The organism is Brevundimonas abyssalis TAR-001 (assembly GCF_000466985.1).
GTDB classification, from domain to species: domain Bacteria; phylum Pseudomonadota; class Alphaproteobacteria; order Caulobacterales; family Caulobacteraceae; genus Brevundimonas; species Brevundimonas abyssalis.
On record NZ_BATC01000041.1, the window covers coordinates 1 to 25,320 of the forward strand.

Sequence of the window (25,320 nt, forward strand, 5' to 3'; positions counted from 1 at the left end):
GGCGGGGCGGATCATGCTGGTGCGGCACACCTATCTGGAGGGCTGGTGGCTGCCGGGCGGCGGGTGGACCGGGCGAGACGGTGCAGGACGCGGCGGTGCGCGAACTGCGCGAGGAGACCGGGCTGATCGCGTCAGGACCGCCGCGCCTGCTGTCGGTGCATTCCAACCACCGGTTCTTTCCCAATGACCATGTGCTGGTGTTCGCGGTGGACGCCTTCGCGGTCGGCGCGCGGACCTCCCATGGGGAGATCTCGAACGCCGAGTGGTTCGCGCCCGACGCCCTGCCCGAGGGCGTGACGGCGGCGACGCAGCGGCGGCTGGATGAAATCTTCACGGGCGCCCCGTCCGATCCGTTGTGGTAGAAGCCCGGCCATGAACCCCACCGTCATCGCCATCCTGGCCGTCATCGTCGGCGGCGCCCTGACCGCCCTGCAGGGCCCCACCACGCCCGGCTGTCCGCCGCCGTCGCCTCGCCCGTCAACGCGGCCCTGATCTCGTTCGCCATCGGGACCGTGGCCCTGCTGGCGCTGGCGGCGGTTCTTCAGACGAAGCCGGACATGGCCGCCACCCGGGCCCTGCCCCCGGCGGCCTGGCTCGGCGGGCTGTATGGCGCGGTGTTCGTGGTCGCCTCGGCCTATGCGGTGCCGCGGCTGGGCGTGGCGACCACCATCGTCCTGATGGTGGCGGGGCAGATGATGCTGAGCCTGATCCTGGACCATTTCGGCTTCATGGGCGTGCCCAAGCAGCCCATCACCCTGAGCCGTCTGGCGGGGGTGGCCATGCTGATCGGCGGCGTTCTGCTGGTCCGCAGGGGCTGAGCCGCTTCGCCGGGAGGCGCGGGGCGCCTATATTGGCCCCGTGACCGAATCCCCGCCCATCGAAACGCCCCCGGAACCCTCGCTGGCCGCCGCCGAGCTGATCCGCGACGAGGCGCGGCGCGCGCCGGACAAGCCGGGCGTCTATCGCATGTATGGCGAGGACGGGACCTGCCTGTACGTGGGCAAGGCGCGGTCCCTGAAGAAGCGCGTTATGCAGTACGCCCAGGGGCGGTTCCACACCCAGCGCATCGCCCTGATGGTGTCCCTGACCCGGTCCATGGAGATGGTGGTCACGGCCTCGGAGACCGAGGCCCTGTTGCTGGAATCCAACTTCATCAAGAAGCTGAAGCCGCGCTTCAATGTGGTGCTGCGCGACGACAAGTCGTTCGCCGAGCTGATGATCCGCCGCGACCACCGCGCGCCCCAGGTCCGCAAGCACCGGGGCGCCCACACCGTGCCTGGCGACTATTTCGGCCCCTTCGCCTCCACCTGGGCGGTGAACCGCACGCTGAACACCCTGCAGAAGGCGTTCCTTCTCAGGTCCTGCTCCGACAGCGTCTACGAAAGCCGCATCCGCCCCTGCATGCTGCACCAGATCAAGCGATGCTCGGCGCCGTGCACCGGCCTGATCAGCCTGGAGGACTATGGCGAACTGGTCAGCGCGGCCGAACAGTTCCTGCGCGGCAAGTCGCGGGCGGTGATCGGCCGGCTGTCGAGCGAGATGCAGGCGGCCTCGGACGATCTGGACTTCGAGCGCGCGGCGCGGGTGCGGGACCGCATCCGGGCGCTGTCGGCCATCACCATGGAGCAGTCGATCAACGCCGAGACCGTGGAGGAGGCCGACGTCTTCGCCCTGTTCTCCGACGGCGGTCAGGCGTGCATCCAGGCCTTCTTCTTCCGCGCGGGCCAGAACTGGGGCGGGCGGGCCTATTTCCCCCGCATCGACCGCAGCGACAGCGACCCGGAGATCCTCGGCGCCTTCCTGGGGCAGTTCTATGAAGACAAGCCGGTCCCGCGCCTGATCCTGACCAATGTCTCGCCGCACGAGATCGAGCTGCTGGCCGAGGCCTTCTCCATGAAGGCGGAGCGCCGGGTGGAGATCGCCATTCCGCGCCGGGGCGAGAAGGCCGACCTGGTCCGCCACGCCCTGACCAACGCCCGCGAGGCGCTGGGCCGCAAGCTGGCCGAGAACTCGGCCCAGACCAAGATCCTCGATGACGTCTGCGAGGCGTTCGGGCTGGATGCGCGGCCCGAGCGGATCGAGGTCTATGACAACGCCCACATCCAGGGCTCGAACCCGGTGGGCGGCATGATCGTGACCGGGCCCGAGGGCTTCCGGAAGAACCAGTACCGCAAGTTCAATATCCGCGACGAGGAGCTGAGCCCCGGCGACGACTACGGCATGATGCGCGAGGTGATGCGCCGCCGCTTCGGCAGGCTGGTCAAGGAAGAGGAGGCCGGCGAGCCGGTGGAGCGGCCCGACCTGCTGCTGATCGACGGCGGGGCCGGGCAACTGGCCGAGGTGATGGCGGTGCTGGCCGATCTGGGCGTCGACGACATCCCCGTGGTGGGGGTGGCCAAGGGACCGGACCGGGACGCGGGCATGGAGAAGTTCTTCATGCCGGGCAAGGCGCCCTTCATGCTGCCGCTGAAGTCTCCTGCCCTCTATTATCTACAAAGGCTGCGCGACGAGGCCCACCGCTTCGCCAACGGGGCCCACGCCAAGCGCCGGTCCATGGACATCAAGCGCAACCCGCTGGACGAGATCGAGGGCGTGGGGCCGGGGCGCAAGAAGGCGCTGCTGCACGCCTTCGGCTCGGCGCGGGGCGTGTCGCGGGCCTCGGTGACCGATCTGGAGAAGGTGGAGGGCATCAGCCGCGCCCTGGCGGAGCGTATTCACGCCAACTTCCGAAAGGCCTAGAAGAGGCGGCATGACTGACGAATCCGATCCCCTCCTTTCCGGGTACGCCCGCTTTCGCCAGGACGGCTGGACCCAAGCGCGCGCCGAGTATGAAGCCCTGGCGGCCAAGGGCCAGAAACCCCACACCCTGGTGGTCGCTTGTTCCGACAGCCGCGCGGACCCCGCTCTCATCTTCGACGCCGCGCCCGGTCAGCTTTTCGTGGTCCGGAATGTGGCCAACATCGTCCCGCCCTATCAGCCGGACGGCGGCCTGCACGGGGTGTCGGCCGCCCTCGAGTTCGGCGTGCGGGTGCTCGGCGTGGAGCGCATCGTGGTCATGGGCCACGCCCTGTGCGGCGGGGTCAACGCCATGATCAACGGCGCCCCGGACAGCTGCAACGACTTCGTGCGCCCCTGGGTCGCCCAGGCCGAGCCGGTCGTTCGCCGCGCCACAGAGGGGCTGGATGACGATGACAAGCAGGTCGCCGGCGAACACGCCGTGGTGCGCCTGTCGATCGACAACCTGCGGACCTTCCCGTGGATTGCCGAGCGTGAAGCGATGGGCGATCTTGAACTCGTGGGCCTGCATTTCGGCATCGCCAACGGCGTCCTGTGGCGCATGCAGGCGGACGGCGTGTTCAAGAGTCTGGATGCGGACGCTTGAGCGAGCGCCTCCCCCTTTCCGCCTTCGTCATCTGCCTCAATGAGGCCGAAACCATCGAGGCGTGCGTCCGGTCCCTGGACCAGTGCGCCGAGATCGTCATCGTGGATTCCGGGTCCACCGACGCCACGCCAGAGGTGGTGGCGCGACTGACGGAGGAAGGCTTCCCCATCCGCTTCATGCATCAGGACTGGCTGGGTTTCGCCCGTCAGAAGCAGTTCGCCCTCGAACAGGCGACGCAGCCCTGGCTGCTCAGCATCGACGCGGACGAACGTCTGGATGAGGATCTGCGCACCGCCCTGCCCGACCTTGTGGCCGCGCCGGATGATGTGGTGGGCTGGCGCCTGCCGCGGCGGCCCTGGCTGATCGGTTACGGCTATACGCCCAGGGGCGTCGGAGACAGCGCCAATCTGCGGCTGTTCCGAAAGGGCAAGGCGGTGTTCGACATCAGGAAGACCGTGCACGAGGGCCTGATCCCGGACGGCGCCGTGCGCGTGGCCCGGCGAGGCGCCCTGCTGCATTATCGCCCGCTGACCGTCGGCGAGGTGGTGGTCAAGGAAGAGCGTTACGCCACCCTCAAGGCCGGCATGCGCGCGGCGGGAAAGAAGCGCTTCACGCCCTGGCGCATGCTGCTCAACCCGCCAGTCTATTTCCTTCGGGTCCTGTACGGGCGCAAGCTGTACCGGGCGGGCTGGGCAGGCGTCATCTTCGCCATGCAGGCGGCTATCTATTCCTTCCTCACCGAAGCCAAGACCTGGGAGGATGAGGCGATGAAACGGCATCCTTCCGCGGATCACGACCCGGACGCCGTTCCGCGCGTCCAGGAACCCTGACCATGCTCCAGAGAACCCCCATGACCTCGCCGCTGCGCAACATCCCGAACATCCTGACCGGCGCCCGGCTGGCGGCGGGGGTGATCATGTTCCTGATCCTGGCGGGAGCGACGGCGACGCCGATCCTGTCCGCCTATCTGAGCCCGGACGACCAGTTCGCCCTGTATCGCGCCGCCTTCTTCATCTTCGTCATCGCCGCCTCCACCGACTGGGTGGACGGGTTCCTGGCGCGGCGCTGGAAGGTGGAGAGCCGCTGGGGCGCATTCTGGACCCCATCGCCGACAAGATCCTGGTGACCGGCGCCATCCTGGGGCTGCTGACCTCGGGCTCGCTGACCCAGATCGCCATCCCCTGCGGCCTGATCCTGTTCCGCGAGTTCGCGGTCTCGGCGCTGCGCGAGACCCTGGCGGGCGAGGTCAAGCTGCCGGTGACGACCTTGGCCAAGTGGAAGACGACGCTGCAGCTGTTCTCGCTGGGCCTGCAGTTGCTGGCCCTGAACTGGGGCGTGTTCGGCTGGGATCTGCAGCTGCTGCCCAACTTCCAGACCTTCGCCGATGTGATGCTCTGGATCGCCGCCATCGTCACCGTCTGGACCGGCTGGCAGTATTTCACCAAGGCCCGCGAGCAGATGGCCTGATCGCCATCCGGCCTTGGCGCATCAGCCTTCAGGCGAGCCGACCGAACCCCCTTCTCGTGGAAGGGGCTGACGGGGCCTGCATGGTGAGCATCATCGTCTGAAGGACGCCCGGAACCCGACCAATTCCGGTCCGGACGACGTGGATCAGGGCGGGTCGGGGCCGGTGGTCGGCGTCTGAGCCGGACGCCGGGGAATTGCACGGTGCAATTGGTGCAATTGGTGCAATCCGGGCGCGGCGGCACGAACAGCCTTTTCAGGCCGCACCGCCCCCGGGGCCGGGTCGGATTCGGCTGTGGCGGCCGGAGCGGGGCCGGGGTCGGGGTCGGGCGTCTGGTCTGGTTCGGCCATGGCCGCCAGCCGGGCGTGGACAGACAACCAGCGCATGGCCTCGCCCGCGCGCCCGGTGCGGATGGCGCGCGCGGCCAGACGCCAGGCCCGGGCGATCATCCAGCCCAGGTCCGGCGCGGCCTCATGGTCTGTCGCCACGATCTCGCTCATGGCCGACGACCGTAAGGGCACGCTGCGTCAATCGGGGACGTGCGATCGGCAAAGAAAAGGGCGGCGCCTTTCGACGCCGCCCTGATCGTTTTGAGGCAGGCTTGTCAGCCTTCGGTCTTCTCGCCTTCCAGCTCCAGCGCCAGATCGGCCGGCAGCGGCTCGACGGCGTCCTCGCGCTGCTTGGTGAGGACGGCGTCGCGCTCGTTGGCGATCTTCTGCAGCGACCGGAGATAGGCGCCCGTGCCCGCCGGAATCAGGCGGCCCACGATCACGTTCTCCTTCAGGCCTTCCAGGGTATCGACCTTGCCGTTGACCGAGGCGTCGGTCAGCACGCGGGTCGTCTCCTGGAAGGAGGCGGCCGAGATGAAGCTCTTGGTCTGCAGCGAGGCCTTGGTGATGCCCAGCAGAACCGGCTGGGTGGTCGCCGGGCGGGCCTTGCGCTTCACGGTCTTGGCCTGCTCGATGTCGAACTCGGGACGGTCCATGTGATCGCCCTTGATCAGGCCGGTTTCGCCCGGATCGAGGATTTCGACCTTCTGCAGCATCTGGCGAACGATCACCTCGATGTGCTTGTCGTTGATCGGCACGCCCTGCAGTCGGTAGACCTCCTGCACTTCGTTGACCAGATACTCGGCCAGCGCCTCGACCCCCTGGATGCGCAGCAGATCGTGCGGATCCGGGTTGCCATCGATGATGTAGTCGCCCTTCTGGATCAGATCGCCGTCGTGGACGGAGATGTGCTTGCCCTTGGGGATCAGGAACTCGACCGCATCGGCCTGGTTGCCGTCAGCGTCCGGCTCAGGCGTGATCTTGATGCGGCGCTTGTTCTTGTAGTCGCGACCGAACTCGACGCGGCCGTCCATCTCGGCGATGACCGCGCAGTCCTTGGGACGACGGGCCTCGAACAGCTCGGCCACCCGCGGCAGACCGCCGGTGATGTCTCGGGTCTTGGCGCCTTCGGTCGGGATACGGGCGATGATCTCGCCCGGCTTGACCTCGTCACCGTTGTTGACCGAGAGGATCGCGCCCACGGGCAGCAGGTAGCGGGCGTCGGAGCCCGAGGCCAGCTTGGCGTAGGACTCGCCCTTGATCACGCCCAGGGCCGGACGCAGGTCCGAGCCGCGGGGGCTGGCGCGCCAGTCGGAGACGACGCGCTGGGTGATGCCGGTGCCTCGTCCGTCTCTTCCTTGACCGACAGGCCGTCGGCCAGATCCTCGAAGCGGACCGAACCACCCACCTCGGTGATGATCGGGGTGGTGTAGGGATCCCACTCGGCCATGCGCTCGCCGCGCTTGATCTCGACACCGTCCTTGACCCGCAGGCGGGCGCCGTAGGGCACCTTGTGGCTCTCGCGATCCTTGCCGTCGACCACCACGGTGATGACGACGTTGCGGCTCATGGCCACCAGATCCCCGTGGGCCGCCTTGACGGTCGGGCCGACGATCTTGATGGAGCCGGCGTTGGTCGCTTCCACGAACGAGGTTTCGGCCACCTGGGCGGTGCCGCCGATGTGGAAGGTCCGCATCGTCAGCTGGGTGCCCGGCTCGCCGATGGACTGGGCCGCGATGACCCCGACCGCCTCGCCGATGTTGACGTTGGTGCCGCGCGCCAGGTCACGGCCGTAGCACATGCCGCAGATTCCGGCCTCGGCCTCACACGTGAGGGCCGAGCGCACCTTGACCGACTGGACGCCGGCGGCCTCGATCTCTTCGATGACCTCCTCGACCAGATAGGTGTCGGCGGGGAACAGGACGTTGTCCGTGCCCGGCTCCTTGATGTCCTCGGCCGCGTAACGGCCCAGCACGCGCTGCCCCAGCGAAACCAGGACGTCGCCGCCCTCGACCACCGCGCGCAGGGTGATGCCGCGCGTGGAGCCGCAGTCTTCCTCGGTGACGATGGAGTCCTGCGCCACGTCCACCAGACGACGGGTCAGATAACCCGAGTTGGCGGTCTTCAGGGCGGTGTCAGCCAGACCCTTACGGGCGCCGTGGGTGGAGTTGAAGTACTCCAGCACGGTCAGGCCTTCCTTGAAGTTCGAGACGATCGGGGTCTCGATGATCTCGCCGGAGGGCTTGGCCATCAGGCCGCGCATGCCGCCCAGCTGTTTCATCTGGGCCTGGGAGCCACGAGCCCCGGAGTTGGCCATCATGTATACCGAGTTGATCTCGGCGGTGCGGCCGTCGCCCAGCTGCACCGGCTGGGCGATCTCGCCCATCATCTCGTCGGCGATGCGATCGGTGGCCTTGGCCCAGGCGTCAACGACCTTGTTGTACTTCTCGCCCTTGGTGATCAGGCCGTCGGCGTACTGTTGCTCGTACTCCTCGACCTGGGCGCGGGTGGCGTCGACGATCTCGGTCTTCCTGGCCGGGATCACGATGTCGTCCTTGCCGAACGAGATGCCCGCCTTGGCCGCCTCACGGAAGCCCAGCTGCATCATGCGGTCGGCGAAGATCACCGTCGCCTTCTGACCGCAGTGGCGATAGACCACGTCGATCAGATTGCCGATTTCCTTCTTGGTGAGGTTCTTCTCCAGAAGGCGGTAGCCGACGTTGGGGTTGCGCGGCAGCAGGGCCCCCAGCTTCATGCGGCCGGGGGTGGTGTCGATGACCTTGGTCACCTCCTTGCCCTCGGCGTCGTGCTCGGTCCAGCGGGCCTTGATCTTGCTGTGCAGGGTCACCACGCCAGCGTCGAGCGCGGCGTCGATCTCGCCGATGTTGGCGAACAGCTTGTTCTCACCCGGCTCGCCGTCCTTGACCAGCGACAGGTAGTACAGGCCCAGGACGATGTCCTGCGACGGCACGATGATCGGCTTGCCGTTGGCGGGGCTGAGGATGTTGTTGGTGGACATCATCAGCACGCGCGCTTCCAGCTGGGCCTCGAGGCTCAGCGGGACGTGCACGGCCATCTGGTCGCCGTCGAAGTCGGCGTTGAAGGCGGCGCAGACCAGCGGGTGAAGCTGGATGGCCTTGCCCTCGATCAGCTTGGGCTCGAACGCCTGGATGCCCAGACGGTGAAGCGTCGGGGCGCGGTTCAGCAGAACCGGGTGTTCGCGGATCACCTCGTCGAGGATGTCCCAGACCTGGGGCTGCTCACGCTCGACCATGCGCTTGGACTGCTTGACGGTGCCCGACAGGCCCTTGGCGTCCAGACGCGCGTAGATGAACGGCTTGAACAGCTCCAGCGCCATCTTCTTGGGCAGGCCGCACTCGTGCAGCTTGAGCTCGGGACCCACCACGATGACCGAACGGCCCGAGTAGTCCACGCGCTTGCCCAGCAGGTTCTGACGGAAGCGGCCCTGCTTGCCCTTCAGCATGTCGGCCAGCGACTTCAGGGGCCGCTTGTTGGCGCCGGTGATGACCCGGCCGCGGCGGCCGTTGTCGAACAGGGCGTCGACGGATTCCTGCAGCATCCGCTTTTCGTTGCGGATGATGATGTCCGGCGCGCGAAGCTCCATCAGGCGCTTCAGGCGGTTGTTCCGGTTGATGACCCGGCGATACAGGTCGTTCAGGTCGGAGGTGGCGAAGCGGCCGCCGTCCAGCGGCACCAGCGGGCGCAGTTCCGGCGGGATGACCGGCACGATGGTCAGGATCATCCACTCCGGCTTGTTGCCGGACTCGATGAAGGCTTCCATGATCTTGAGGCGCTTGGAGGCCTTCTTGGCCTTCAGCTCCGAGGGGCTGTCGGCCAGTTCGGCGCGATGCTTCTCGGCCTCGGCGTGCAGGTCGATGCCCATAAGCAGGCCGCGCACGGCCTCGGCGCCGATCTCGGCGGTGAAGCCGTCATCGCCGTACTCTTCCTGGAACTGGTAGTACTCGTCCTCGGTCAGAAGCTGGTTCTGCTTGAGGGGCGTGAGGCCCGGCTCGGTGACGATGTAGTTCTCGAAATAGAGAACCCGCTCCACGTCCTTCAGGGCCATGTCCAGCATCAGCGAGATGCGGCTGGGCAGGGACTTCAGGAACCAGATGTGGGCGACCGGGGCGGCCAGTTCGATGTGGCCCATGCGCTCGCGACGGACGCGGGCCAGGGTGACCTCCACGCCGCACTTCTCGCAGATGATGCCCTTGTACTTCATGCGCTTGTACTTGCCGCACAGGCACTCGTAGTCCTTGGTCGGACCGAAGATGCGGGCGCAGAACAGGCCGTCACGCTCGGGCTTGAACGTGCGGTAGTTGATCGTCTCCGGCTTCTTGATCTCGCCGAACGACCAGGACTTGATCTTCTCCGGCGAGGCCAGGGCGATCTTGATCTGGTCGAAGGTCGGGGTGACCGGGACCGGGTTGAAGATGTTCAGGACTTCCTGGTTCATCTTGATTCCTTCTGCGGGGCTACCCGCCAAAATTCATTGAGGGAGAAGAGCGAGAGACCGTCCCTCCCCGCTTGCGTGAGGAGGGATCATCGGTCGATCAGCCGTTCTCCAGCTCCACGTTCAGACCCAGCGAGCGCATTTCCTTGACGAGCACGTTGAAGCTCTCGGGAATGCCCGCCTCGAAGCTGTCGTCGCCGCGGACGATGGCTTCGTAGACCTTGGTGCGGCCGGCCACGTCGTCGGACTTCACCGTCAGCATCTCCTGCAGGGTGTAGGCGGCGCCGTAAGCCTCCAGCGCCCACACCTCCATCTCGCCGAAACGCTGGCCGCCGAACTGGGCCTTGCCGCCCAGCGGTTGCTGGGTGACCAGGCTGTAGGGGCCGATGGAGCGGGCGTGGATCTTGTCGTCCACCAGGTGGTGCAGCTTCAGCATGTAGATGTAGCCGACCGTGACCGGACGCTTGAAGCGCTCCCCGGTCTGGCCGTCGTACAGCCAGGACTGGCCGGACTTGTTCAGGCCGGCCTCTTCCAGCAGGCGCTCGATGTCCGAGATGTGCGCGCCGTCGAACACCGGGGTGGCGAACGGAACGCCCTTGGACAGGTTGCGGGCCAGTTCGATCAGCTCGTCCTCGTCCTGCGGCAGGGGGGTGTCCGCGCCGTAGATCTCGGTGAGGCGTTCGATCAGGGCCTTCTTCTGCCCCCCGTTCTGGGTCCAGTCCTCGAGCAGACCCTTGATCTGGCGGCCCAGACCGGCCGAAGCCCAGCCCAGGTGCGTTTCAAAGATCTGGCCGATGTTCATGCGCGAGGGCACGCCCAGCGGGTTCAGCACGACGTCGACCGGCGTGCCGTCCTCGAGGAAGGGCATGTCCTCCATGGGCAGGATCTTGGAGATCACGCCCTTGTTGCCGTGGCGGCCGGCCATCTTGTCGCCGGGCTGCAGCTTGCGCTTCACAGCCACGAAGACCTTGACCATCTTCATGACGCCCGGGGGCAGTTCGTCGCCGCGCTGCAGCTTCTCGACCTTGTCCTCGAAGCGACGGTCGAGGGCCTTGCGGGCGTCCTCGAACGACTTCTTCATGGCCTCGAGCTCGCCCTGGGCCTTTTCGTCGTCCATGGCGATCTGCCACCACAGGCCGCGCGACAGTTCGTCCAGCTTGGCCTCGGTGATCTCGCCGCGGCCCAGGCCCTTGGGACCGGACACGGCGGTCTTGCCGAGCACCAGCTCCTTGAGGCGCGAATAGACGTTGCGCTCGAGGATCTTGAGCTCGTCGTCGCGGTCCTTGCCCAGGCGTTCGATTTCCGAACGCTCGATGGCCATGGCGCGCTCGTCCTTGTCGACGCCGTGACGGTTGAAGACTCGGACGTCGATGATGATGCCGCTGGCGCCGGGCGGCAGGCGCAGGGAGGTGTCGCGCACGTCCGAGGCCTTTTCGCCGAAGATGGCGCGCAGCAGCTTCTCTTCCGGGGTCATCGGGCTCTCGCCCTTGGGCGTGACCTTGCCGACCAGGATGTCGCCGGCGTGCACTTCGGCGCCGATGGCGACGATGCCGGCCTCGTCCAGATTGCGGAGGGCTTCTTCACCGACGTTGGGGATGTCGCGGGTGATTTCCTCGGGCCCGAGCTTGGTGTCGCGGGCCATGACCTCGAACTCCTCCAGGTGGATGGAGGTGAAGACGTCGTCGCGCACGATGCGCTCGGAGATCAGGATCGAGTCCTCGAAGTTGTAGCCGTTCCAGGGCATGAACGCGACGAGCGCGTTGCGGCCCAGGGCCAGTTCGCCCAGGTCCGTGGACGGGCCGTCGGCGATGACGTCGCCGCTCTTGACCGCATCGCCCACGCGCACGATCGGGCGCTGGTTGATGCAGGTGGACTGGTTGGAGCGCTGGAACTTGGACAGGCGGTAGATGTCCACGCCCGAGCGGGCGGCTTCCAGGTCCGAGGTGGCGCGCACCACGATGCGGGTGCCGTCGATCTGCTCGACCACGCCGTCGCGGCGAGCCACGACCACGGCGCCGGAGTCGCGGGCCACCACGTCTTCCATGCCGGTGCCCACGAGCGGGGCGTCAGCTTGCACCAGCGGCACGGCCTGACGCTGCATGTTGGCGCCCATCAGGGCCCGGTTGGCGTCATCGTTTTCCAGGAACGGGATCAGGGCCGCGGCGACCGAAACGACCTGTTTCGGCGACACGTCCATCATGTCGACCGCTTCCTTGGGCAGAAGCTGGGATTCACCGTTGATCCGGCCCGGGACCAGATCCTCGACGATTTCGCCGTCCTTCAGCTCGATGTTGGCCTGGGCGATGGTGTATTTCGCCTCTTCCATCGCCGAGATGTAGACCACGTCGTCGGTGGTCTTGCCGTCCTTGATGCGGCGGTACGGGCTCTCGATGAAGCCGTACTTGTTGACCCGCGCGTGGGTGGCCAGCGAGTTAATCAGGCCGATGTTCGGGCCTTCCGGCGTTTCGATCGGGCAGATGCGGCCGTAGTGGGTCGGGTGCACGTCGCGGACTTCGAAGCCGGCGCGCTCGCGGGTCAGACCGCCCGGGCCGAGCGCCGACAGGCGGCGCTTGTGGGTGATTTCCGACAGCGGGTTGGTCTGGTCCATGAACTGGGACAGCTGCGACGACCCGAAGAACTCGCGCACGGCCGCGGCGGCCGGCTTGGCGTTGATCAGGTCGTGCGGCATGACCGTGTCGATATCGACCGAGGACATGCGCTCCTTGATGGCGCGCTCCATGCGCAGCAGGCCGACGCGGTACTGGTTCTCCAGCAGCTCGCCCACCGAACGGACCCGGCGGTTGCCGAGGTTGTCGATGTCGTCGATCTCGCCGCGGCCGTCCTTCAGGCCCACCAGGATCTGCAGGACCTTGAGCACGTCGTCCTTGCGCAGGACGCGGATGTCGTCGGCGACTTCCGGCGTCTCCAGGCGCATGTTCATCTTCACGCGGCCGACCGAGGACAGGTCGTAGCGCTCGGAATCGAAGAACAGGCTGTTGAACATGGCGTCGGCCGCTTCCGGCGTCGGCGGCTCGCCCGGGCGCATGACGCGGTAGACGTCGAACAGGGCGTCCTCGCGGGCGTCGTTCTTGTCCACCCGCAGGGTGTTGCGCATGTAGGCGCCGACCGTGACGTGGTCGATGTCCAGCACGTCGATGGTGGAGAAGCCGCTCTCCTCGAGCAGCTCGATGGCGGCCTGGTCCAGCTCGTCGCCGGCCTCGGCGTAGATCTCGCCGGTTTCCATGTTGACCGCGTCGGCGGCCAGGTAGCGCCCCAGCAGGGCGTCGGGCGCCAGCAGCAGGGACTTCAGGCCGCCGTCGGCCAGCTTCTTGGCCTGACGGGCGCTGACCTTGGTTCCGGCCGGGGCGGCGACTTCGCCGGTGTCGGCGTCGACCAGATCGAATTCGGGCTTAACCCCGCGCCAGCGCTCGGGCTTGTAGGGGGTGACCCAGCCTTCGCCGCGCTTCTCGTAGGGGACGGTTTCGTAGAAGGTCCGCAGGATCTCCTCGCCGTCCATGCCCAAGGCCATCAGGAAGGTGGTGGCGGGCAGCTTGCGGCGACGGTCGATACGCACATAGACGAGGTCCTTGGCGTCGAACTCGAAGTCCAGCCAGGAGCCGCGATAGGGGATCACGCGGGCGGCGAACAGCAGCTTGCCCGAGGCGTGCGTCTTGCCCTTGTCGTGGTCGAAGAAGACGCCCGGCGACCGGTGCATCTGGGAGACGATCACCCGCTCGGTGCCGTTGACGACGAAGGTGCCCTTGCCGGTCATGAGCGGGATGTCGCCCATGTAGACGTCCTGCTCCTTGATGTCCTTGACCGAGCGCGCGCCGGTCTCCTCGTCGGTCTCGAACACGATCAGGCGCAGCTTGACCTTCAGCGGCGCGGCGTAGGTCATGTCGCGCTGGATGCATTCCTCGACGTCGTACTTGGGCTCCTCGAACTCGTAGGAGACATATTCCAGCACGGCGCGTTCGTTGAAGTCCTTGATCGGGAAGACCGACTTGAAGACCGCCTCGATACCCTCGTCCTTGCGCTGGCCGGGACGGACCTCGCGCTGCAGGAACTGCTCGTAGGACGCGCGCTGAACCTCGATCAGGTTCGGCATCTGCACCGCCTCGGGGATGCGCCCGAAGGACTTGCGGATGCGCTTTTTGCCGGTGAAGGTCTGGGCGGAGGCGATCTGGCCGTTGATGGTCAGGCCGGCGGTGGACTTTGCCATTCGTTTTCCCAATCGCGCGGGCGTGGACCCGCGTCACAATGCAGCGGCCACGGCGACGCCTTTACGGCGACCCGTGACCCGGTTTCTCGGCGTTCACCCTCGGCCCGGACACGAAGTCTTGGGACCAGAACGCCTGAAATTTCAGTGGCTCCCTTGGGGAGGAGCACGCCTTCGCGGTGGTCGGAGGGCGACGGACCACGCCTCGGCGCTTTCGCGCAGCTTCTGTTCGGAATCAGCGGAGCGGGCACATATACTCGCTTTTCGGACGAAATAAAGGCCCTCGCGTCCAGATATCCGCAGATGCCGGAATCGGCTAGCGTCATGCCATGAACCGCACCCTGATCCCCCTCGCCGCCCTCACCCTCGCCCTCGCCGCCTGCGCTACGGTGCCTCAGCCCGCGCCGGTCGATCCGGGCCCGCCCTCGCAGGAACGCTGGGAGGCGGGTCAGGCGGCCTATCTGGCGTGGAGCGGGGCGCGGCGGGGCTGGGGCACGACGGAAAGCGGCCTGCAATATCGGCGTGAGGGGCGCCCAACGCCGACGGCGCCATGCCCGGGCCGACGGATACGGTGCGGGTGCACTATGAGGGGACCTTCATCGACGGGCGGGTGTTCGACAGCTCCTACGAGCGGGGCGAGCCGATCGAATTTCCGCTGAACCGCGTCATTTCCGGCTGGACCGAGGGTCTTCAGCTGATGCGGGTCGGGGAGACGTTCAACTTCGTCATTCCCGCCGGCCTCGCCTATGGCGGGCGCGGCGCGGGCGGCGGCGAGATCCCGCCGAATTCGGCCCTGCTGTTCAAGGTCGAGTTGCTGGACGTCACGCCGGCCGGATAGGGGCAGGCGGGGCCGGCGTCGCGGCGCCCTCGGCGATCAGCCAGTCCTGAAAGGCGTCCATGGCCGGGTCGGCGCGGTGGGGCGGACGCAGGAAGACGTAGGACGCGGGCCGCGAGATGAAGCCGAACGGCGCGGCCAGGCGGCCGGACTCGATGTCCGGCGCCACGAAGCTCCACGGAATGACGGCGGCGCCCAGCCCAGCCGCGGCGGCCTCGATCAGGGAATGGTTGTGGCCGAACTCGCGCTCGGCCGTCGGCGGCGGCAGGTCCAGCCCGTTGGCCGCCGTCCAGGTCCGCCAACCCTCGCGGTAGGTGGTGGCGTACAGGCGGGGCAGACGGAACAGGTCGGCGACGGTCAGGTCCGCCCCGGCCAGGTCGGCCGCGACCACGGGCCCGTGGTTGTTGGCCAGGAAGGCAGCCCTGGGCTCAAACGCCGGATCATCGTGGTCGACGATGCGGATGGCGCCGTCACAGGATTGGCGGCGGAAATCCACGGGCCCGAAGGACTCCGAGACCCGCACTCTCAAATCCGGATGCTGCTCCACGAAGCGGGACAGGCGCGGAATCAGCCATTTCATGGCGAAGGTGCCCAGGCAGGCGATCTCGATCTCGCGGCGGGCGCCCGGCCCGGCCCGCGCGGCGGAGACCGCCTGGCTTATGCCGTCGAAGGGCGCCGTGAGGCCGTCGGCCAGGATACGGCCCGCGGGCGTCAGCTGGAGGCGGTTGCGGGGGCCCTCCACCAGAACCACGCCCAGTTGATCCTGAAGCTGTTTCACCTGCCGGCTGACGGCGCCGTGGGTGACGCACAGTTCGTCGGCGGCGGCCGTCATGGAGCCGTGACGGGCGAAGGCCTCGAAGGCGCGCAGGGCGTTGAGGGGCGGAAGCGGGCGGCGCATGTGAAGAAACCTCACAAGAAGGCTCCGCTTAAATCGATTGGCCGCCGGGGGCAATCGACGCTTCATCCTGATCGATGAACCGGAAAGACAGACCACCCCTGCCCCCGCCCCGCCGGATCACGGCCGGATACGTCCTCGCCGTCGCCGCCGTCTGGGCGGCGGTGCTTTATGCGCTGATGGGCGGCGGATAGAAAAAGGGCGGCGGACCCGAAGCCCGCCGCCCTCAATTCAAACCAGATCAGAAGGGACCGATCAGTCCTCGGAATCGTCGACGGCCGAGTAGACCGGACCGGAGTCCAGACCCTTGGCGTCCACGTCGCGGTCGACGAACTCGATCACGGCCATGGCGGCGTTGTCGCCGTGGCGGAAGCCCGCCTTCATGATGCGGATGTAACCGCCCGGACGCTCGGCGTAACGACCGCCGATGGTGTCGAACAGCTTGCCGACCTGGGTCACGTCGCGGACCTGGCTGATGGCCTGACGGCGCGCGGCCAGATCACCCTTCTTGGCCAGGGTCACGAGCTTCTCCACGTAGGGACGAAGCTCCTTGGCCTTGGGCAAGGTCGTCGTGATCTGCTCGTGCTTGATCAGCGACGCAGCCATGTTGGCCAGCATGGCCTGGCGGTGGCTGGCCGTGCGGCCGAGCTTACGATGAGCGGCGCCGTGGCGCATTGGGGTCTCTCCTCAGTCAGACCGGGCGTCAACGCCGCCCCGGCCCTTTAGCAACCTAGATCTGGTCTTCGAACTTCTTGGCGAGTTCCTCGATGTTCTCCGGCGGCCAGTTCGGCACATCCATGCCGAGCGACAGGCTCATCGAAGCGAGGACTTCCTTGATTTCATTCAACGACTTGCGGCCGAAGTTCGGGGTGCGAAGCATTTCGCCCTCGGTCTTCTGGATCAGGTCGCCGATGTAGACGATGTTGTCGTTCTTCAGGCAGTTGGCCGAACGGACCGACAGCTCCAGCTCGTCCACCTTCTTCAGCAGGGCCGGGTTGAACGGCAGATCGGGCTTGCCGTCCGACGCCTCAACCGCCGCCTTGGGCTCGTCGAAGGTGATGAAGATCTGCAGCTGGTCCTGAAGGATGCGGGCGGCGTAGGCCACGGCGTCCACCGGCGACACCGCGCCGTTGGTCTCCACTTCCATGATCAGCTTGTCGTAGTCCAGCGACTGGCCCTGGCGGGTCGGCTCGACCCGGTAGGCGACGCGCTTGACCGGCGAATAGAGCGCATCCACCGAGATCAGGCCGATGGGGGCGTCTTCCGGACGGTTGAACTCGGCGGCCACGTAGCCCTTGCCGTTCTGAACCGTCAGCTCCATGCGGACCGAGGCGCCGTCGTCCAGGGTGCAGAGCACGTGGTCGGGGTTCAGCACCTCGATGTCTGCCGAGGTCTCGATCTGGGCAGCGGTCACGGCACCGGGGCCGGTGGCCTTCAGCGTCATGCGCTTGGGGCCTTCGGCGTGCAGGCGCAGGGCCAGCTGCTTGATGTTCAGGACGATGTCCACGACGTCCTCGCGGACGCCTTCCAGCGACGAGAACTCGTGCACCACGCCGTCGATCTGGATGGCGGTCACGGCCGCGCCTTGCAGCGACGACAGCAGCACGCGGCGAAGCGCGTTGCCCAGCGTCACGCCGAAGCCGCGCTCGAGCGGTTCCGCCACCAGCCGCGCCTTGCGCTGCGGATCGCCGCCCGCGTCAATCTGCGGCTTTTCGGGACGGATCAGCTCTTGCCAGTTTCTTTCGATCATCGATGTCCCTCGAACGGGTTTCGCCGGGCCCGCGTCCAGCGTTCTGGACGCCAGGACCGGCGTAGGAATGGGGTCGGCGGCAGGCTTAGACGCGGCGGCGCTTGGGCGGGCGGCATCCGTTGTGCGGCATCGGGGTGACGTCGCGGATGGTGGTGATGGTCATGCCCGCGGCCTGCAGGGCGCGCAGGGCCGACTCACGCCCGGAGCCGGGGCCCGAGACGTTGACTTCCAGGGTCTTGACGCCGTGCTCGCCGGCCTTCTTGGCCGCGTCCTCGGCGGCCATCTGGGCGGCGTACGGGGTCGACTTGCGCGAACCCTTGAAGCCCATGTGGCCGGCCGACGACCAGGAAATCGCATTTCCCTGCGCGTCGGTGATGGTCACCATGGTGTTGTTGAAGCTGGCGTTCACGTGGGCGACGCCGGAGGTGATGTTCTTGCGCTCGCGGCGTTTGACGCGACCCGGTTCCTTGGCCATCAGTCAGTTCTTCCCGATTACTTCTTCTTGCCGGCGATCGGCTTGGCCGGACCTTGCGGGTGCGGGCGTGGTGTGGGTGCGCTGACCGCGGACCGGCAGGCCCTTGCGGTGACGCAGGCCGCGGTAGCAGGCCAGGTCCATCAGGCGCTTGATGTTCATGGACGTCTCGCGGCGCAGGTCGCCCTCGACCATGAAGTCGCTGTCGATCGCTTCACGAATCTGGAGCACCTCGGCGTCGGTCAGCTCGTTGACCCGACGCGCGGGTTCGATGCCGACCTTGGCGGTGATGTCCCTGGCCGACTTCGGGCCAATGCCATGAATGTACTGAAGCGCGATCTCAACGCGCTTGTTCGTCGGAATGTTGACGCCTGCGATACGGGCCACGTTGTCGATCTCTCCAATACGCGTCGCAGACGCGAAGAACGCTCCGGTCGACAGACCAGGAGCGCGCTGCGCGTCTTTCGCGGAAGACGGGCCTTATACAGGGGATTCAGATTGCGTCAATGGGTTGGCGCGCTCAGCGGCGCGGCCGACCGAAGTCGACGCCGACGACGACGCGCCGGCCCTCCACGGGACGACCACCCTGCGTGGGAGGACGAAAGCGGAAATAACGGGAGACGACAAGTCCCGCCTCGCCGAAGCCCCGACCGGGGGGGGATTCGCTGACCACGCGACACTGGTCCAGATACTGGTCCAGACGGATGACGCAGGACAGGCTGACCCGTCCATAAACGCTGCGCGCGCCGGGCGGATGGGCGGCCTGGATCTGGCCCAGGGTGGGGCCGCGGACGATCTGCGCCGGACCGCTGCCCGAGCCGGGGCCGTCGCCCGCGCCGGTTCCCGTGCCTGTGCCGGTCCCCTGCCCGCCCTGGCCCATGCCGGGCTCGGGGCTTTCCGTGGGGGCGGCGCCGACATTGAGCGCGGGCTCGGGCGCTGCTCGATGGGGGCGATGATCTCGGGCGGCTCGGGCGGCGGGTTCGGCGGCGTGTGGACCACCGAGGGCGCGGCGGGCGCCCGCCCCCCGCCTCGGGCGACGGGTCCGGCGGCGGGGGCTCGGGCTCCGGCTCGGGCGGCGGAACCAGAAAGACCTCGATGGGAGGGAGCGGCGGGTCGGGCGGCAGGGGCTGGGACCGGGTGAGAACGGCCAGCAGGGCGACGTGGGCCAGGCCGACGCCCAGCACAGCGCCCAGCTTGCGCGCCCGCTTCCGATCCAGCCGCCAGTCGATGCCCGTCACGCCGCCTCCGTCATCTTACACGGAGCCTAACGCTAAAGCTTCGACTTGGATCAGCCCCTACTCCACCGCCTCGGTCTTCTCGCCCGCCTTGCGCTTGGCGGGGCCCGTATCGGCCGTGGTGATGTCGAAGGCGATCTTGCCGTCCTTCAGCGTCACCTTCACATGGCCGCCGCGCATCAGACGTCCGAACAGGATGTCGTCGGCCAAGGGCTTCTTGATCGAGTCCTGGATGACGCGGGCCAGGGGCCGCGCGCCGTACAGCTCGTCGAAGCCGTTCTGGGCCAGCCAGTCGGTGGCCTCGTCGGTCAGTTCGATGGTGATGTTGCGGTCCGCCAGCTGGGCTTCCAGCTGCAGCACGAACTTGGTCACCACCTGACGGATGACGTCCTGACCCAGGGGCTTGAAGGCCACGATGGCGTCCAGGCGGTTGCGGAACTCGGGCGTGAACAGGCGCTGGATGGCCTTGTCGTCCTCGCCCTCCACCTTGCCGCGGCCGAAGCCGATGGCGGCGCGGGCGTTGTCGGCGGCCCCCGCGTTGGTGGTCATGATCAGCACCACGTTGCGGAAGTCGACCTTCTTGCCCACCGCGTCCGTCAGCATGCCGTGGTCCATGACCTGGAGCAGGATGTTGTAGACGTCGGGGTGCGCCTTCTCGATCTCGTCCAGCAGGACCACCGCGTGGGGATGCTGATCCACCGCGTCGGTCAGCAGGCCGCCCTGGTCGTGGCCCACATAGCCCGGAGGCGCGCCGATCAGGCGACTGACGGTGTGGCGCTCCATGTACTCGGACATGTCGAAGCGCAGCATCTCGATGCCCAGGGTGCCCGCCAGCTGCTTGGCCGCCTCGGTCTTGCCGACCCCGGTGGGGCCGCTGAACAGATAGCTGCCGATGGGCTTGTCAGGATCGCGCAGGCCGGCGCGGGCCAGCTTCATGGCCGTGGCCAGTTGCTCGATGGCCTGATCCTGACCGAACACCGCGCGCTGCAGGTCCAGATGCAGGTTCTTGAGCGCCTCGGTGTCGGACTTGGAGACCGACTTGGCAGGGATGCGGGCCATCTTGGAGACGACGGCCTCGATCTCCTTCTGGCCGATGGTCTTCTTGCGCCTGGATTCCGGCAGCAGCATCTGGCTGGCGCCGGCCTCGTCGATCACGTCGATGGCTTTGTCCGGCAGCTTGCGGTCGGTCATGTAGCGGGCCGACAGCTCCACCGCCGAGCGGATCGCCGCATCGGTGTAGCGCAGCTTGTGGAAGGTCTCGTAGTAGCTCTTGAGGCCCTTCAGGATCTTGATGGTGTCGTCCACCGTCGGCTCGTTCACATCGATCTTCTGGAACCGGCGCACGAGGGCGCGATCCTTCTCAAAGTGCTGGCGGTATTCCTTGTAGGTGGTCGAGCCCATGCAGCGCAGGCTGCCCGAGGCGAGCGCCGGCTTCAGCAGGTTCGAGGCGTCCATGCTCCGCCCGAGGTGGCGCCGGCGCCGATGACCGTGTGGATCTCGTCGATGAACAGGATGGAGTCCGGGTGGTTCTCCAGCTCCTTGACCACCTGCTTCAGACGCTCCTCGAAGTCGCCGCGATAGCGGGTGCCGGCCAGCAGCGCGCCCATGTCGAGCGAGAAGATGGTGGCGTTCTTGAGGACGTCGGGCACCTCGTTATTGACGATCTTGCGCGCCAGGCCTTCGGCGATGGCGGTCTTGCCCACGCCGGGGTCGCCAACCAGCAGCGGGTTGTTCTTGGTGCGGCGGCACAGGATCTGGATCGAGCGCTCCACCTCGCCTGACGGCCGATGAGGGGGTCGATCTTTCCGTCCTTCGACTTCTCGTTGAGGTTGACGCAATAGGCGTCCAGGGCCTCGCCGCCCTGCTTGACCACGGAGCTTCCTCGCCTTCCTCCGCCGACGGTCCGTTGCGGCCGGCCTTGGGCTCGGACGCGCCCGCCTTCTTGGCGATGCCATGGGCGATGTAGTTGACCGCGTCATAGCGGGTCATGTCCTGCTCCTGCAGGAAATAGGCGGCGTGGCTCTCGCGCTCGGAGAAGATGGCCACCAGCACATTGGCGCCGGTGACTTCCTCGCGGCCCGACGATTGGACATGGATGACCGCGCGCTGGATCACGCGCTGAAAGCCGGCCGTGGGCTTGGCGTCCTCGCCCATGGAGGTGGCCAGAGCCGCCAGGTCGGTGTCGACGTAGAGGGCGAGCGCGGTCTTCAGATTGACCAGGTCGACGTTGCAGGCGGCCATGACGGCGCCCGCTTCGGGGTCGTCGACGAGCGCCAGCAGAAGGTGCTCCAGCGTGGCGTATTCGTGCCGGCGCTCATTGGCGTAGGCGACCGCCCGGTGCAGGGTTTCTTCGAGGTGGCGCGAAAATGAGGGCAACAGGGGTTCCTCTCAGTCCTTTTCCATTGTGCATTGCAGCGGGTGCTGGTGTCGGCGGGCGGTCTCCACCACCTGGGCGACCTTGGTTTCGGCCACTTCGTAGGTGAACACCCCGCAAACGCCCACGCCATGCTGATGCACATGCAGCATGATGCGGGTGGCGTCCTCGCGCGACTTGGCGAAGAACCGCTCCAGCACGTAGATGACGAACTCCATCGGCGTGTAGTCGTCGTTCAGGATCAGAACGCGATACAGCGACGGCTTCTGCAGCTTGGGCCGGGTTTCGGTGACGACGGCTGTGCCGAAGCCGCCCCCGCCTGTCTGTCCCTGATCCGTTTTCCTCGACGGCATGCTGTTCCGCTGTCTCTACGCTTCAATCCCGGAGCAGGGACTCGGTCCTGCTCACCATGGATTAGATATGGAAAGTCGGGGGTTTTAAAAGGGGCGGTCGATCACGCTTGCGCGCAATCCCCGGACTTGAGCGGTTTTCGCCCACGAAAAAGGGCCCGGAGCTGCGCTCCGGGCCCTTTCGATCTCGACAGACAGTGCGGTTTAGCGCGCGGCCTGGAAGGTCTCGACGGTCGCGGTGACGCGCTCGTTGATCGGCTTGAAGGCGTCCTTGACCGAAGCGGTGTACAGTTCGGTGGTCTTGTTGAAAGCGCCCAGCCAGGCTTCGACCGAGGTCTTGGCGAAGGCGGTTTGCAGTTCAACCAGTTCCTGAACCGAACGGGCCTGGGTCAGGGATTGGGCGGCGGCGACGCCGTCTTCCCAGGACTTCTTCGAATAGGCCAGGGTCTGCTGGCCGATTGCCTCGGCGCCCTTCTGGGCGGCGGTGGCGCTTTCGACCATGGCTTCCAGGTTCTTCTTCCCGTGAGCGTTGAGTTCGCTCATGCCCGCGACGCTCTTTTCGACGCTGTCACGGAAAACCTTGGCGCCGGCGGCCTGGGTCTTCTCGGCCTTGGCGCTGGCTTGATCGATGGTCTTCTTCACGGTCTCGGCGGTGTCAGCCATGGTCATGCTCCTGAACGGTCTGGGCGGTGCATCCCGCCCCATGATTTTTCTCGCCTGGGGAGAATCCCGGGCGACGTGTGGCTTATGACGCACGTGCGAGAAAGGGTCAAGGATGTTTTGTGCACCGCACAATGAAACTTTCTTGACGGTTTTCCCCAGAGGCGTTCAAAATTGCGTTTGTCGGTTGTTTACCACGCCGAAACCTCAATGAAGCATGATAGCGGTTTGGTGCGTGGCGATATCGGGGGCGTCGGGTCGCGCGTGAGTAAAGAGGCTATCGGGTCAATGACGGCATTCACACGACAAGCCGGCCGACGCCACGTCGGCCTTGTGCAAGCGCTTCTGTTCGCCTTCGTCCTGGTCGCGGCCGGGCTCACGCCCACGCCCGGCGCCGAGCCCCTGGTGGCCCAGTCGGGCGAAAACACCCGATACGCCGCCATCGTGGTGGACGCGGAGTCCGGCGAGGTGCTGTTCGCGCGACGGGCCGACAATCCGCGCTATCCTGCCTCCATCACCAAGGTCATGACGCTGTACATGACGTTCGAGGCCCTGGCCGAGGGCCGTATCGCGATGGACGACATGATCACCGTGTCGCCGCGCGCCGCCTCGCAGCCGCCCTCGAAACTGGGCCTGGCCGCCGGTCAGCGCATTTCCGTGGATGACGCCATCCGTTCGCTGGCGGTGCGCTCGGCCAATGACATCGCCGTGGCCATCGCCGAGCATGTGGGCGGGTCCGAGGCCCGCTTCGCCGCCATGTCGACCCTGCGGGCGCAGGAGCTGGGCATGACGCAGACCCGCTTCGTGAACCCCCACGGCCTGCCCGACAGCCGACAGATTTCGTCCGCCCGCGACCTGGCGATCCTGAGCCGCGCGGTGATGCGTGACTACCCGCAGTACTATCACTATTTCGGCCAGCACCACTGGGTCTACAACGGCCGGCAGTATGGCAACACCAACGGGCTGCTGCACTCGGGCAACGGCTATGACGGCATCAAGACGGGCTTCACCAACGCCTCGGGCTACAATCTGGCGGCGTCGGCCGTGCGCGATGGACGCCGCATCATCACCGTGGTGCTGGGCGGACGCTCCAGCCGCACCCGCAACGACCATGTGGCCGAACTGATGAACACCGGTTTCGAGGTGGAGCGCCGCCGCGCGGCGGGCGAGTCCATCCAGGTCGCCCAGGCCTTCTTTGAATCCCGCGGCTACGGCGTCGGCAGCGCGGCGTCCGGGCCGGTCCAGTACGCCTCGGTCGAGACCTTCGGCAGCGACAGCCAGCCGGAAACGAGCACGGCGGTGGCCTTCACCTCCGCCCCGGCCGACACGTCGCGGGTGACGTCGAGCAGCCCCAGCTTCACCGCCGCGCTCAACGGCGCGCCGTCGCAACAGGCGGCCCTGCGTCCGGCGCGCGAGGCTGAACCAGCGCGAGCGGCCGGGACCTGGGCCGTGCAGGTGGGCGCTTTCCGCGACCGCAACGTGGCCGACAACTGGCTGACCGAGGTCAACCGCCGCTTCCGCACCCAGTTCACCGGCGCCGAGCGGGCCGTCCAGACCGCCGGGGAATGGTATCGCAGCCGCTTCACCGGCCTGACCGAGGACAGCGCCCGCGCCGCCTGCGCGGCCCTGGCCGAGCGCCGCGTCACCTGCATGGTGGTCCGGCCGGACTGATCAGCCCTTCAGCAGCCGATCCCGGGCCGCGTTCAGGCGCGCGGCCAGCCCCTGGGTGCCGCCCTGATCAGGGTGGGCGCGGGCCATAAGGCGTTTCCAGGCGGCGTTGATCTGCTCCGTGGTCGCGTCAGCCGTGACGCCGAGGGTGTCCCGGGCTTCCTTCGCACTCATGCCCGACTCCACCGAACGAACGACCGCCCGGATGCGCGACGAGAGGGCGAAGTACAGTCCGACAGCGATCAGGGTTCCTCCGATCAGCCAGGATCCGCGCGCGAGCGCCAGCGCGCCCCCGCCCAGGCAGGCCGCCGCGATGATGGTGGCCGACACCCGCCAATGTCCCCTGCCCGGCCCTTCGGTCAGGCGGCCCAGACGGACCAGGGCCCACAGGGCGACGCCGCCGACGATCAGCCAGATCAGGCCCATGAGATCATCGGGTCAGGCCGCGTCATCGAGACGGGCGCCCTCGGCCAGGCCCAGCGACAGCATCAGGCTGCGGAGCTCCTGACGGGCCGAGACGTGGGCCAGGGCCATCTCCACCGGCTGCACCTGTTCGGACAGGTCGGCGACCGTGAGACCGAAGGGAAACAGCTCGCGGTAGATGACCCGGTCGCGCAGGCCCGGGCCCATGCGGAAGCCGACCCGCTTGGCCAGCTTGGCCATGCGCTCCTCAAGACGGCGGCGGTTGCGGGCCTCGAACACGGCCAGGCGGTTGGTGACCACCACCCAGTCGATGGTCCCGGTCTGGCCCTTTGCCGCGTTGGCGATGGCGCGCTGCTTGCGGGCCTCCCACACGGTCTCGGAATAGATGGAGGGCTTGAGCAGATCGAGGGTCACCGGGTCCACGTGGCCCAGCAGGTCGAAGTCCACGAAGCTGTCGTTCATGGGGGTGACGATCAGGTCGGCGCGGCCATGGGCGGCGCGGGACAGGACGGTGTCGCCGCCCGGGGTGTCCATGACGATGTACTCGGCCGACTGCGCGGCCTGGAAGGCCTCCTCGAAGCGGGCCATCTGCTCGTCCTCGCCCGCGCGGGCCAGGGCGGCGCCGTCGCCGAGATCGGCCATGAGGGGCTCGGGCAGGGTCTGGTTGTTGGCGGCCAGCCAGGCGCGACGACTGGCGAAGAACCGCGCCATCGACTTCTGCCGCAGGTCCAGATCGATGACCGCCACCCGACGCCCCGCCTCCAGCAGGGCGGCGACGATATGGATGGC

General features: G+C 67.2%; 18 protein-coding genes and 4 pseudogenes. 8 read left to right on the forward strand and 14 right to left on the reverse strand.

Features of this window, described 5'->3' with window-relative positions; all coding sequences use genetic code 11:
- The 6 genes and pseudogenes from MBEBAB_RS10380 to pgsA form a co-directional block, all read left to right on the forward strand.
- Positions 1 to 362, forward strand: a 362-nt coding sequence (locus tag MBEBAB_RS10380) for an NUDIX domain-containing protein (RefSeq protein WP_242397145.1), incomplete at its 5' end; no start/stop codon positions are given.
- Positions 363 to 503: 141 nt separating this feature from the next.
- Entirely contained in the window at positions 504 to 818 is a 315-nt protein-coding gene (locus MBEBAB_RS10385; RefSeq protein WP_242397147.1) for a DMT family transporter, read from the forward strand.
- Positions 819 to 858: 40 nt separating this feature from the next.
- Positions 859 to 2,739 carry an excinuclease ABC subunit UvrC gene (gene uvrC, locus MBEBAB_RS10390; RefSeq protein ID WP_021697940.1) on the forward strand — a complete coding sequence of 627 codons (1,881 nt, stop codon included), beginning with the start codon at positions 859 to 861 and terminating at the stop codon, positions 2,737 to 2,739.
- A gap of 10 nt (positions 2,740 to 2,749) precedes the next feature.
- Positions 2,750 to 3,382, forward strand: coding sequence for a carbonic anhydrase (locus MBEBAB_RS10395; protein WP_021697941.1), 633 nt, complete (start codon positions 2,750 to 2,752; stop codon positions 3,380 to 3,382).
- The gene (locus MBEBAB_RS10400; RefSeq protein WP_021697942.1) at positions 3,379 to 4,212 is read left to right on the forward strand and encodes a glycosyltransferase family 2 protein; all 834 of its coding nucleotides are present in this window, start codon (positions 3,379 to 3,381) and stop codon (positions 4,210 to 4,212) included. The genes MBEBAB_RS10395 and MBEBAB_RS10400 overlap by 4 nt, the downstream gene beginning before the upstream one ends.
- Before the next feature lie 20 nt (positions 4,213 to 4,232).
- Positions 4,233 to 4,849, forward strand: a pseudogene (gene pgsA, locus MBEBAB_RS10405) (CDP-diacylglycerol--glycerol-3-phosphate 3-phosphatidyltransferase).
- 144 nt (positions 4,850 to 4,993) lie between these two features.
- Here the strand turns inward: pgsA and MBEBAB_RS10410 are convergent.
- The 3 genes and pseudogenes from MBEBAB_RS10410 to rpoB form a co-directional block, all read right to left on the reverse strand.
- Entirely contained in the window at positions 4,994 to 5,347 is a 354-nt protein-coding gene (locus tag MBEBAB_RS10410) for a hypothetical protein (protein WP_021697944.1), read from the reverse strand.
- A gap of 104 nt (positions 5,348 to 5,451) precedes the next feature.
- Positions 5,452 to 9,653 (reverse strand): annotated as a pseudogene (gene rpoC, locus MBEBAB_RS10415) (DNA-directed RNA polymerase subunit beta').
- Between the two features lie 97 nt (positions 9,654 to 9,750).
- A complete protein-coding gene (rpoB, locus tag MBEBAB_RS10420; RefSeq protein ID WP_021697946.1) occupies positions 9,751 to 13,872 on the reverse strand; it encodes a DNA-directed RNA polymerase subunit beta in 4,122 nt (1,373 codons plus the stop codon).
- Between the two features lie 547 nt (positions 13,873 to 14,419).
- On the opposite strand from rpoB, the gene MBEBAB_RS17630 reads away from it, so the two are divergent.
- Positions 14,420 to 14,707, forward strand: coding sequence for an FKBP-type peptidyl-prolyl cis-trans isomerase (locus tag MBEBAB_RS17630; protein WP_242397146.1), 288 nt, complete (start codon positions 14,420 to 14,422; stop codon positions 14,705 to 14,707).
- On the opposite strand, the gene MBEBAB_RS10430 is transcribed toward MBEBAB_RS17630, so the two are convergent.
- The 9 genes and pseudogenes from MBEBAB_RS10430 to MBEBAB_RS10470 form a co-directional block, all read right to left on the reverse strand.
- Positions 14,691 to 15,602, reverse strand: a complete 912-nt coding sequence (locus MBEBAB_RS10430) for a LysR substrate-binding domain-containing protein (protein ID WP_021697949.1) — start codon at positions 15,600 to 15,602, stop codon at positions 14,691 to 14,693. The genes MBEBAB_RS17630 and MBEBAB_RS10430 overlap by 17 nt on opposite strands.
- Before the next feature lie 252 nt (positions 15,603 to 15,854).
- Positions 15,855 to 16,274 carry a 50S ribosomal protein L17 gene (gene rplQ, locus MBEBAB_RS10435; RefSeq protein ID WP_021697951.1) on the reverse strand — a complete coding sequence of 140 codons (420 nt, stop codon included), beginning with the start codon at positions 16,272 to 16,274 and terminating at the stop codon, positions 15,855 to 15,857.
- Between the two features lie 55 nt (positions 16,275 to 16,329).
- Positions 16,330 to 17,349: a DNA-directed RNA polymerase subunit alpha gene (locus MBEBAB_RS10440; protein WP_021697952.1), complete on the reverse strand. Its 1,020-nt coding sequence runs from the start codon at positions 17,347 to 17,349 to the stop codon at positions 16,330 to 16,332.
- 85 nt (positions 17,350 to 17,434) lie between these two features.
- Positions 17,435 to 17,824: a 30S ribosomal protein S11 gene (rpsK, locus tag MBEBAB_RS10445; protein ID WP_021697953.1), complete on the reverse strand. Its 390-nt coding sequence runs from the start codon at positions 17,822 to 17,824 to the stop codon at positions 17,435 to 17,437.
- Between the two features lie 17 nt (positions 17,825 to 17,841).
- Positions 17,842 to 18,208, reverse strand: a pseudogene (gene rpsM, locus MBEBAB_RS10450) (30S ribosomal protein S13).
- Between the two features lie 133 nt (positions 18,209 to 18,341).
- Entirely contained in the window at positions 18,342 to 18,701 is a 360-nt protein-coding gene (locus MBEBAB_RS16870) for an energy transducer TonB (RefSeq protein WP_045319191.1), read from the reverse strand.
- Between the two features lie 415 nt (positions 18,702 to 19,116).
- Positions 19,117 to 21,432: pseudogene (clpA, locus tag MBEBAB_RS10460) on the reverse strand (ATP-dependent Clp protease ATP-binding subunit ClpA).
- Between the two features lie 12 nt (positions 21,433 to 21,444).
- Positions 21,445 to 21,783, reverse strand: coding sequence for an ATP-dependent Clp protease adapter ClpS (gene clpS / locus MBEBAB_RS10465; protein WP_021697957.1), 339 nt, complete (start codon positions 21,781 to 21,783; stop codon positions 21,445 to 21,447).
- Positions 21,784 to 21,984: 201 nt separating this feature from the next.
- Positions 21,985 to 22,443 (reverse strand): phasin family protein, encoded by a 459-nt coding sequence (locus MBEBAB_RS10470; protein ID WP_021697958.1) that lies wholly within the window; start codon positions 22,441 to 22,443, stop codon positions 21,985 to 21,987.
- Positions 22,444 to 22,773: 330 nt separating this feature from the next.
- On the opposite strand from MBEBAB_RS10470, the gene MBEBAB_RS10475 reads away from it, so the two are divergent.
- A complete protein-coding gene (locus MBEBAB_RS10475) occupies positions 22,774 to 24,111 on the forward strand; it encodes a serine hydrolase (RefSeq protein ID WP_021697959.1) in 1,338 nt (445 codons plus the stop codon).
- Here the strand turns inward: MBEBAB_RS10475 and MBEBAB_RS10480 are convergent, their stop codons facing one another.
- On the reverse strand, positions 24,112 to 24,534 hold the full coding sequence (locus tag MBEBAB_RS10480; RefSeq protein ID WP_021697960.1) for a J domain-containing protein: 423 nt from the start codon (positions 24,532 to 24,534) through the stop codon (positions 24,112 to 24,114).
- A 12-nt stretch (positions 24,535 to 24,546) separates the two neighbouring features.
- A partial coding sequence (locus MBEBAB_RS10485; RefSeq protein WP_052516787.1) for a division plane positioning ATPase MipZ occupies positions 24,547 to 25,320 on the reverse strand: 774 nt, incomplete at its 5' end.

Coding starts and splice junctions, on each gene's coding strand:
- MBEBAB_RS10395 (WP_021697941.1), top strand. CDS start 2,750: ATGACTGACGAATCCGATCCCCTCCTTTCCGGGTACGCCCGCTTTCGC.
- MBEBAB_RS10410 (WP_021697944.1), bottom strand. CDS start 5,347: ATGAGCGAGATCGTGGCGACAGACCATGAGGCCGCGCCGGACCTGGGC.
- rpoB (WP_021697946.1), bottom strand. CDS start 13,872: ATGGCAAAGTCCACCGCCGGCCTGACCATCAACGGCCAGATCGCCTCC.
- MBEBAB_RS17630 (WP_242397146.1), top strand. CDS start 14,420: ATGCCCGGGCCGACGGATACGGTGCGGGTGCACTATGAGGGGACCTTC.
- MBEBAB_RS10430 (WP_021697949.1), bottom strand. CDS start 15,602: ATGCGCCGCCCGCTTCCGCCCCTCAACGCCCTGCGCGCCTTCGAGGCC.
- rplQ (WP_021697951.1), bottom strand. CDS start 16,274: ATGCGCCACGGCGCCGCTCATCGTAAGCTCGGCCGCACGGCCAGCCAC.
- MBEBAB_RS10440 (WP_021697952.1), bottom strand. CDS start 17,349: ATGATCGAAAGAAACTGGCAAGAGCTGATCCGTCCCGAAAAGCCGCAG.
- rpsK (WP_021697953.1), bottom strand. CDS start 17,824: ATGGCCAAGGAACCGGGTCGCGTCAAACGCCGCGAGCGCAAGAACATC.
- MBEBAB_RS16870 (WP_045319191.1), bottom strand. CDS start 18,701: ATGGGCCAGGGCGGGCAGGGGACCGGCACAGGCACGGGAACCGGCGCG.
- clpS (WP_021697957.1), bottom strand. CDS start 21,783: ATGCCGTCGAGGAAAACGGATCAGGGACAGACAGGCGGGGGCGGCTTC.
- MBEBAB_RS10470 (WP_021697958.1), bottom strand. CDS start 22,443: ATGGCTGACACCGCCGAGACCGTGAAGAAGACCATCGATCAAGCCAGC.
- MBEBAB_RS10480 (WP_021697960.1), bottom strand. CDS start 24,534: ATGGGCCTGATCTGGCTGATCGTCGGCGGCGTCGCCCTGTGGGCCCTG.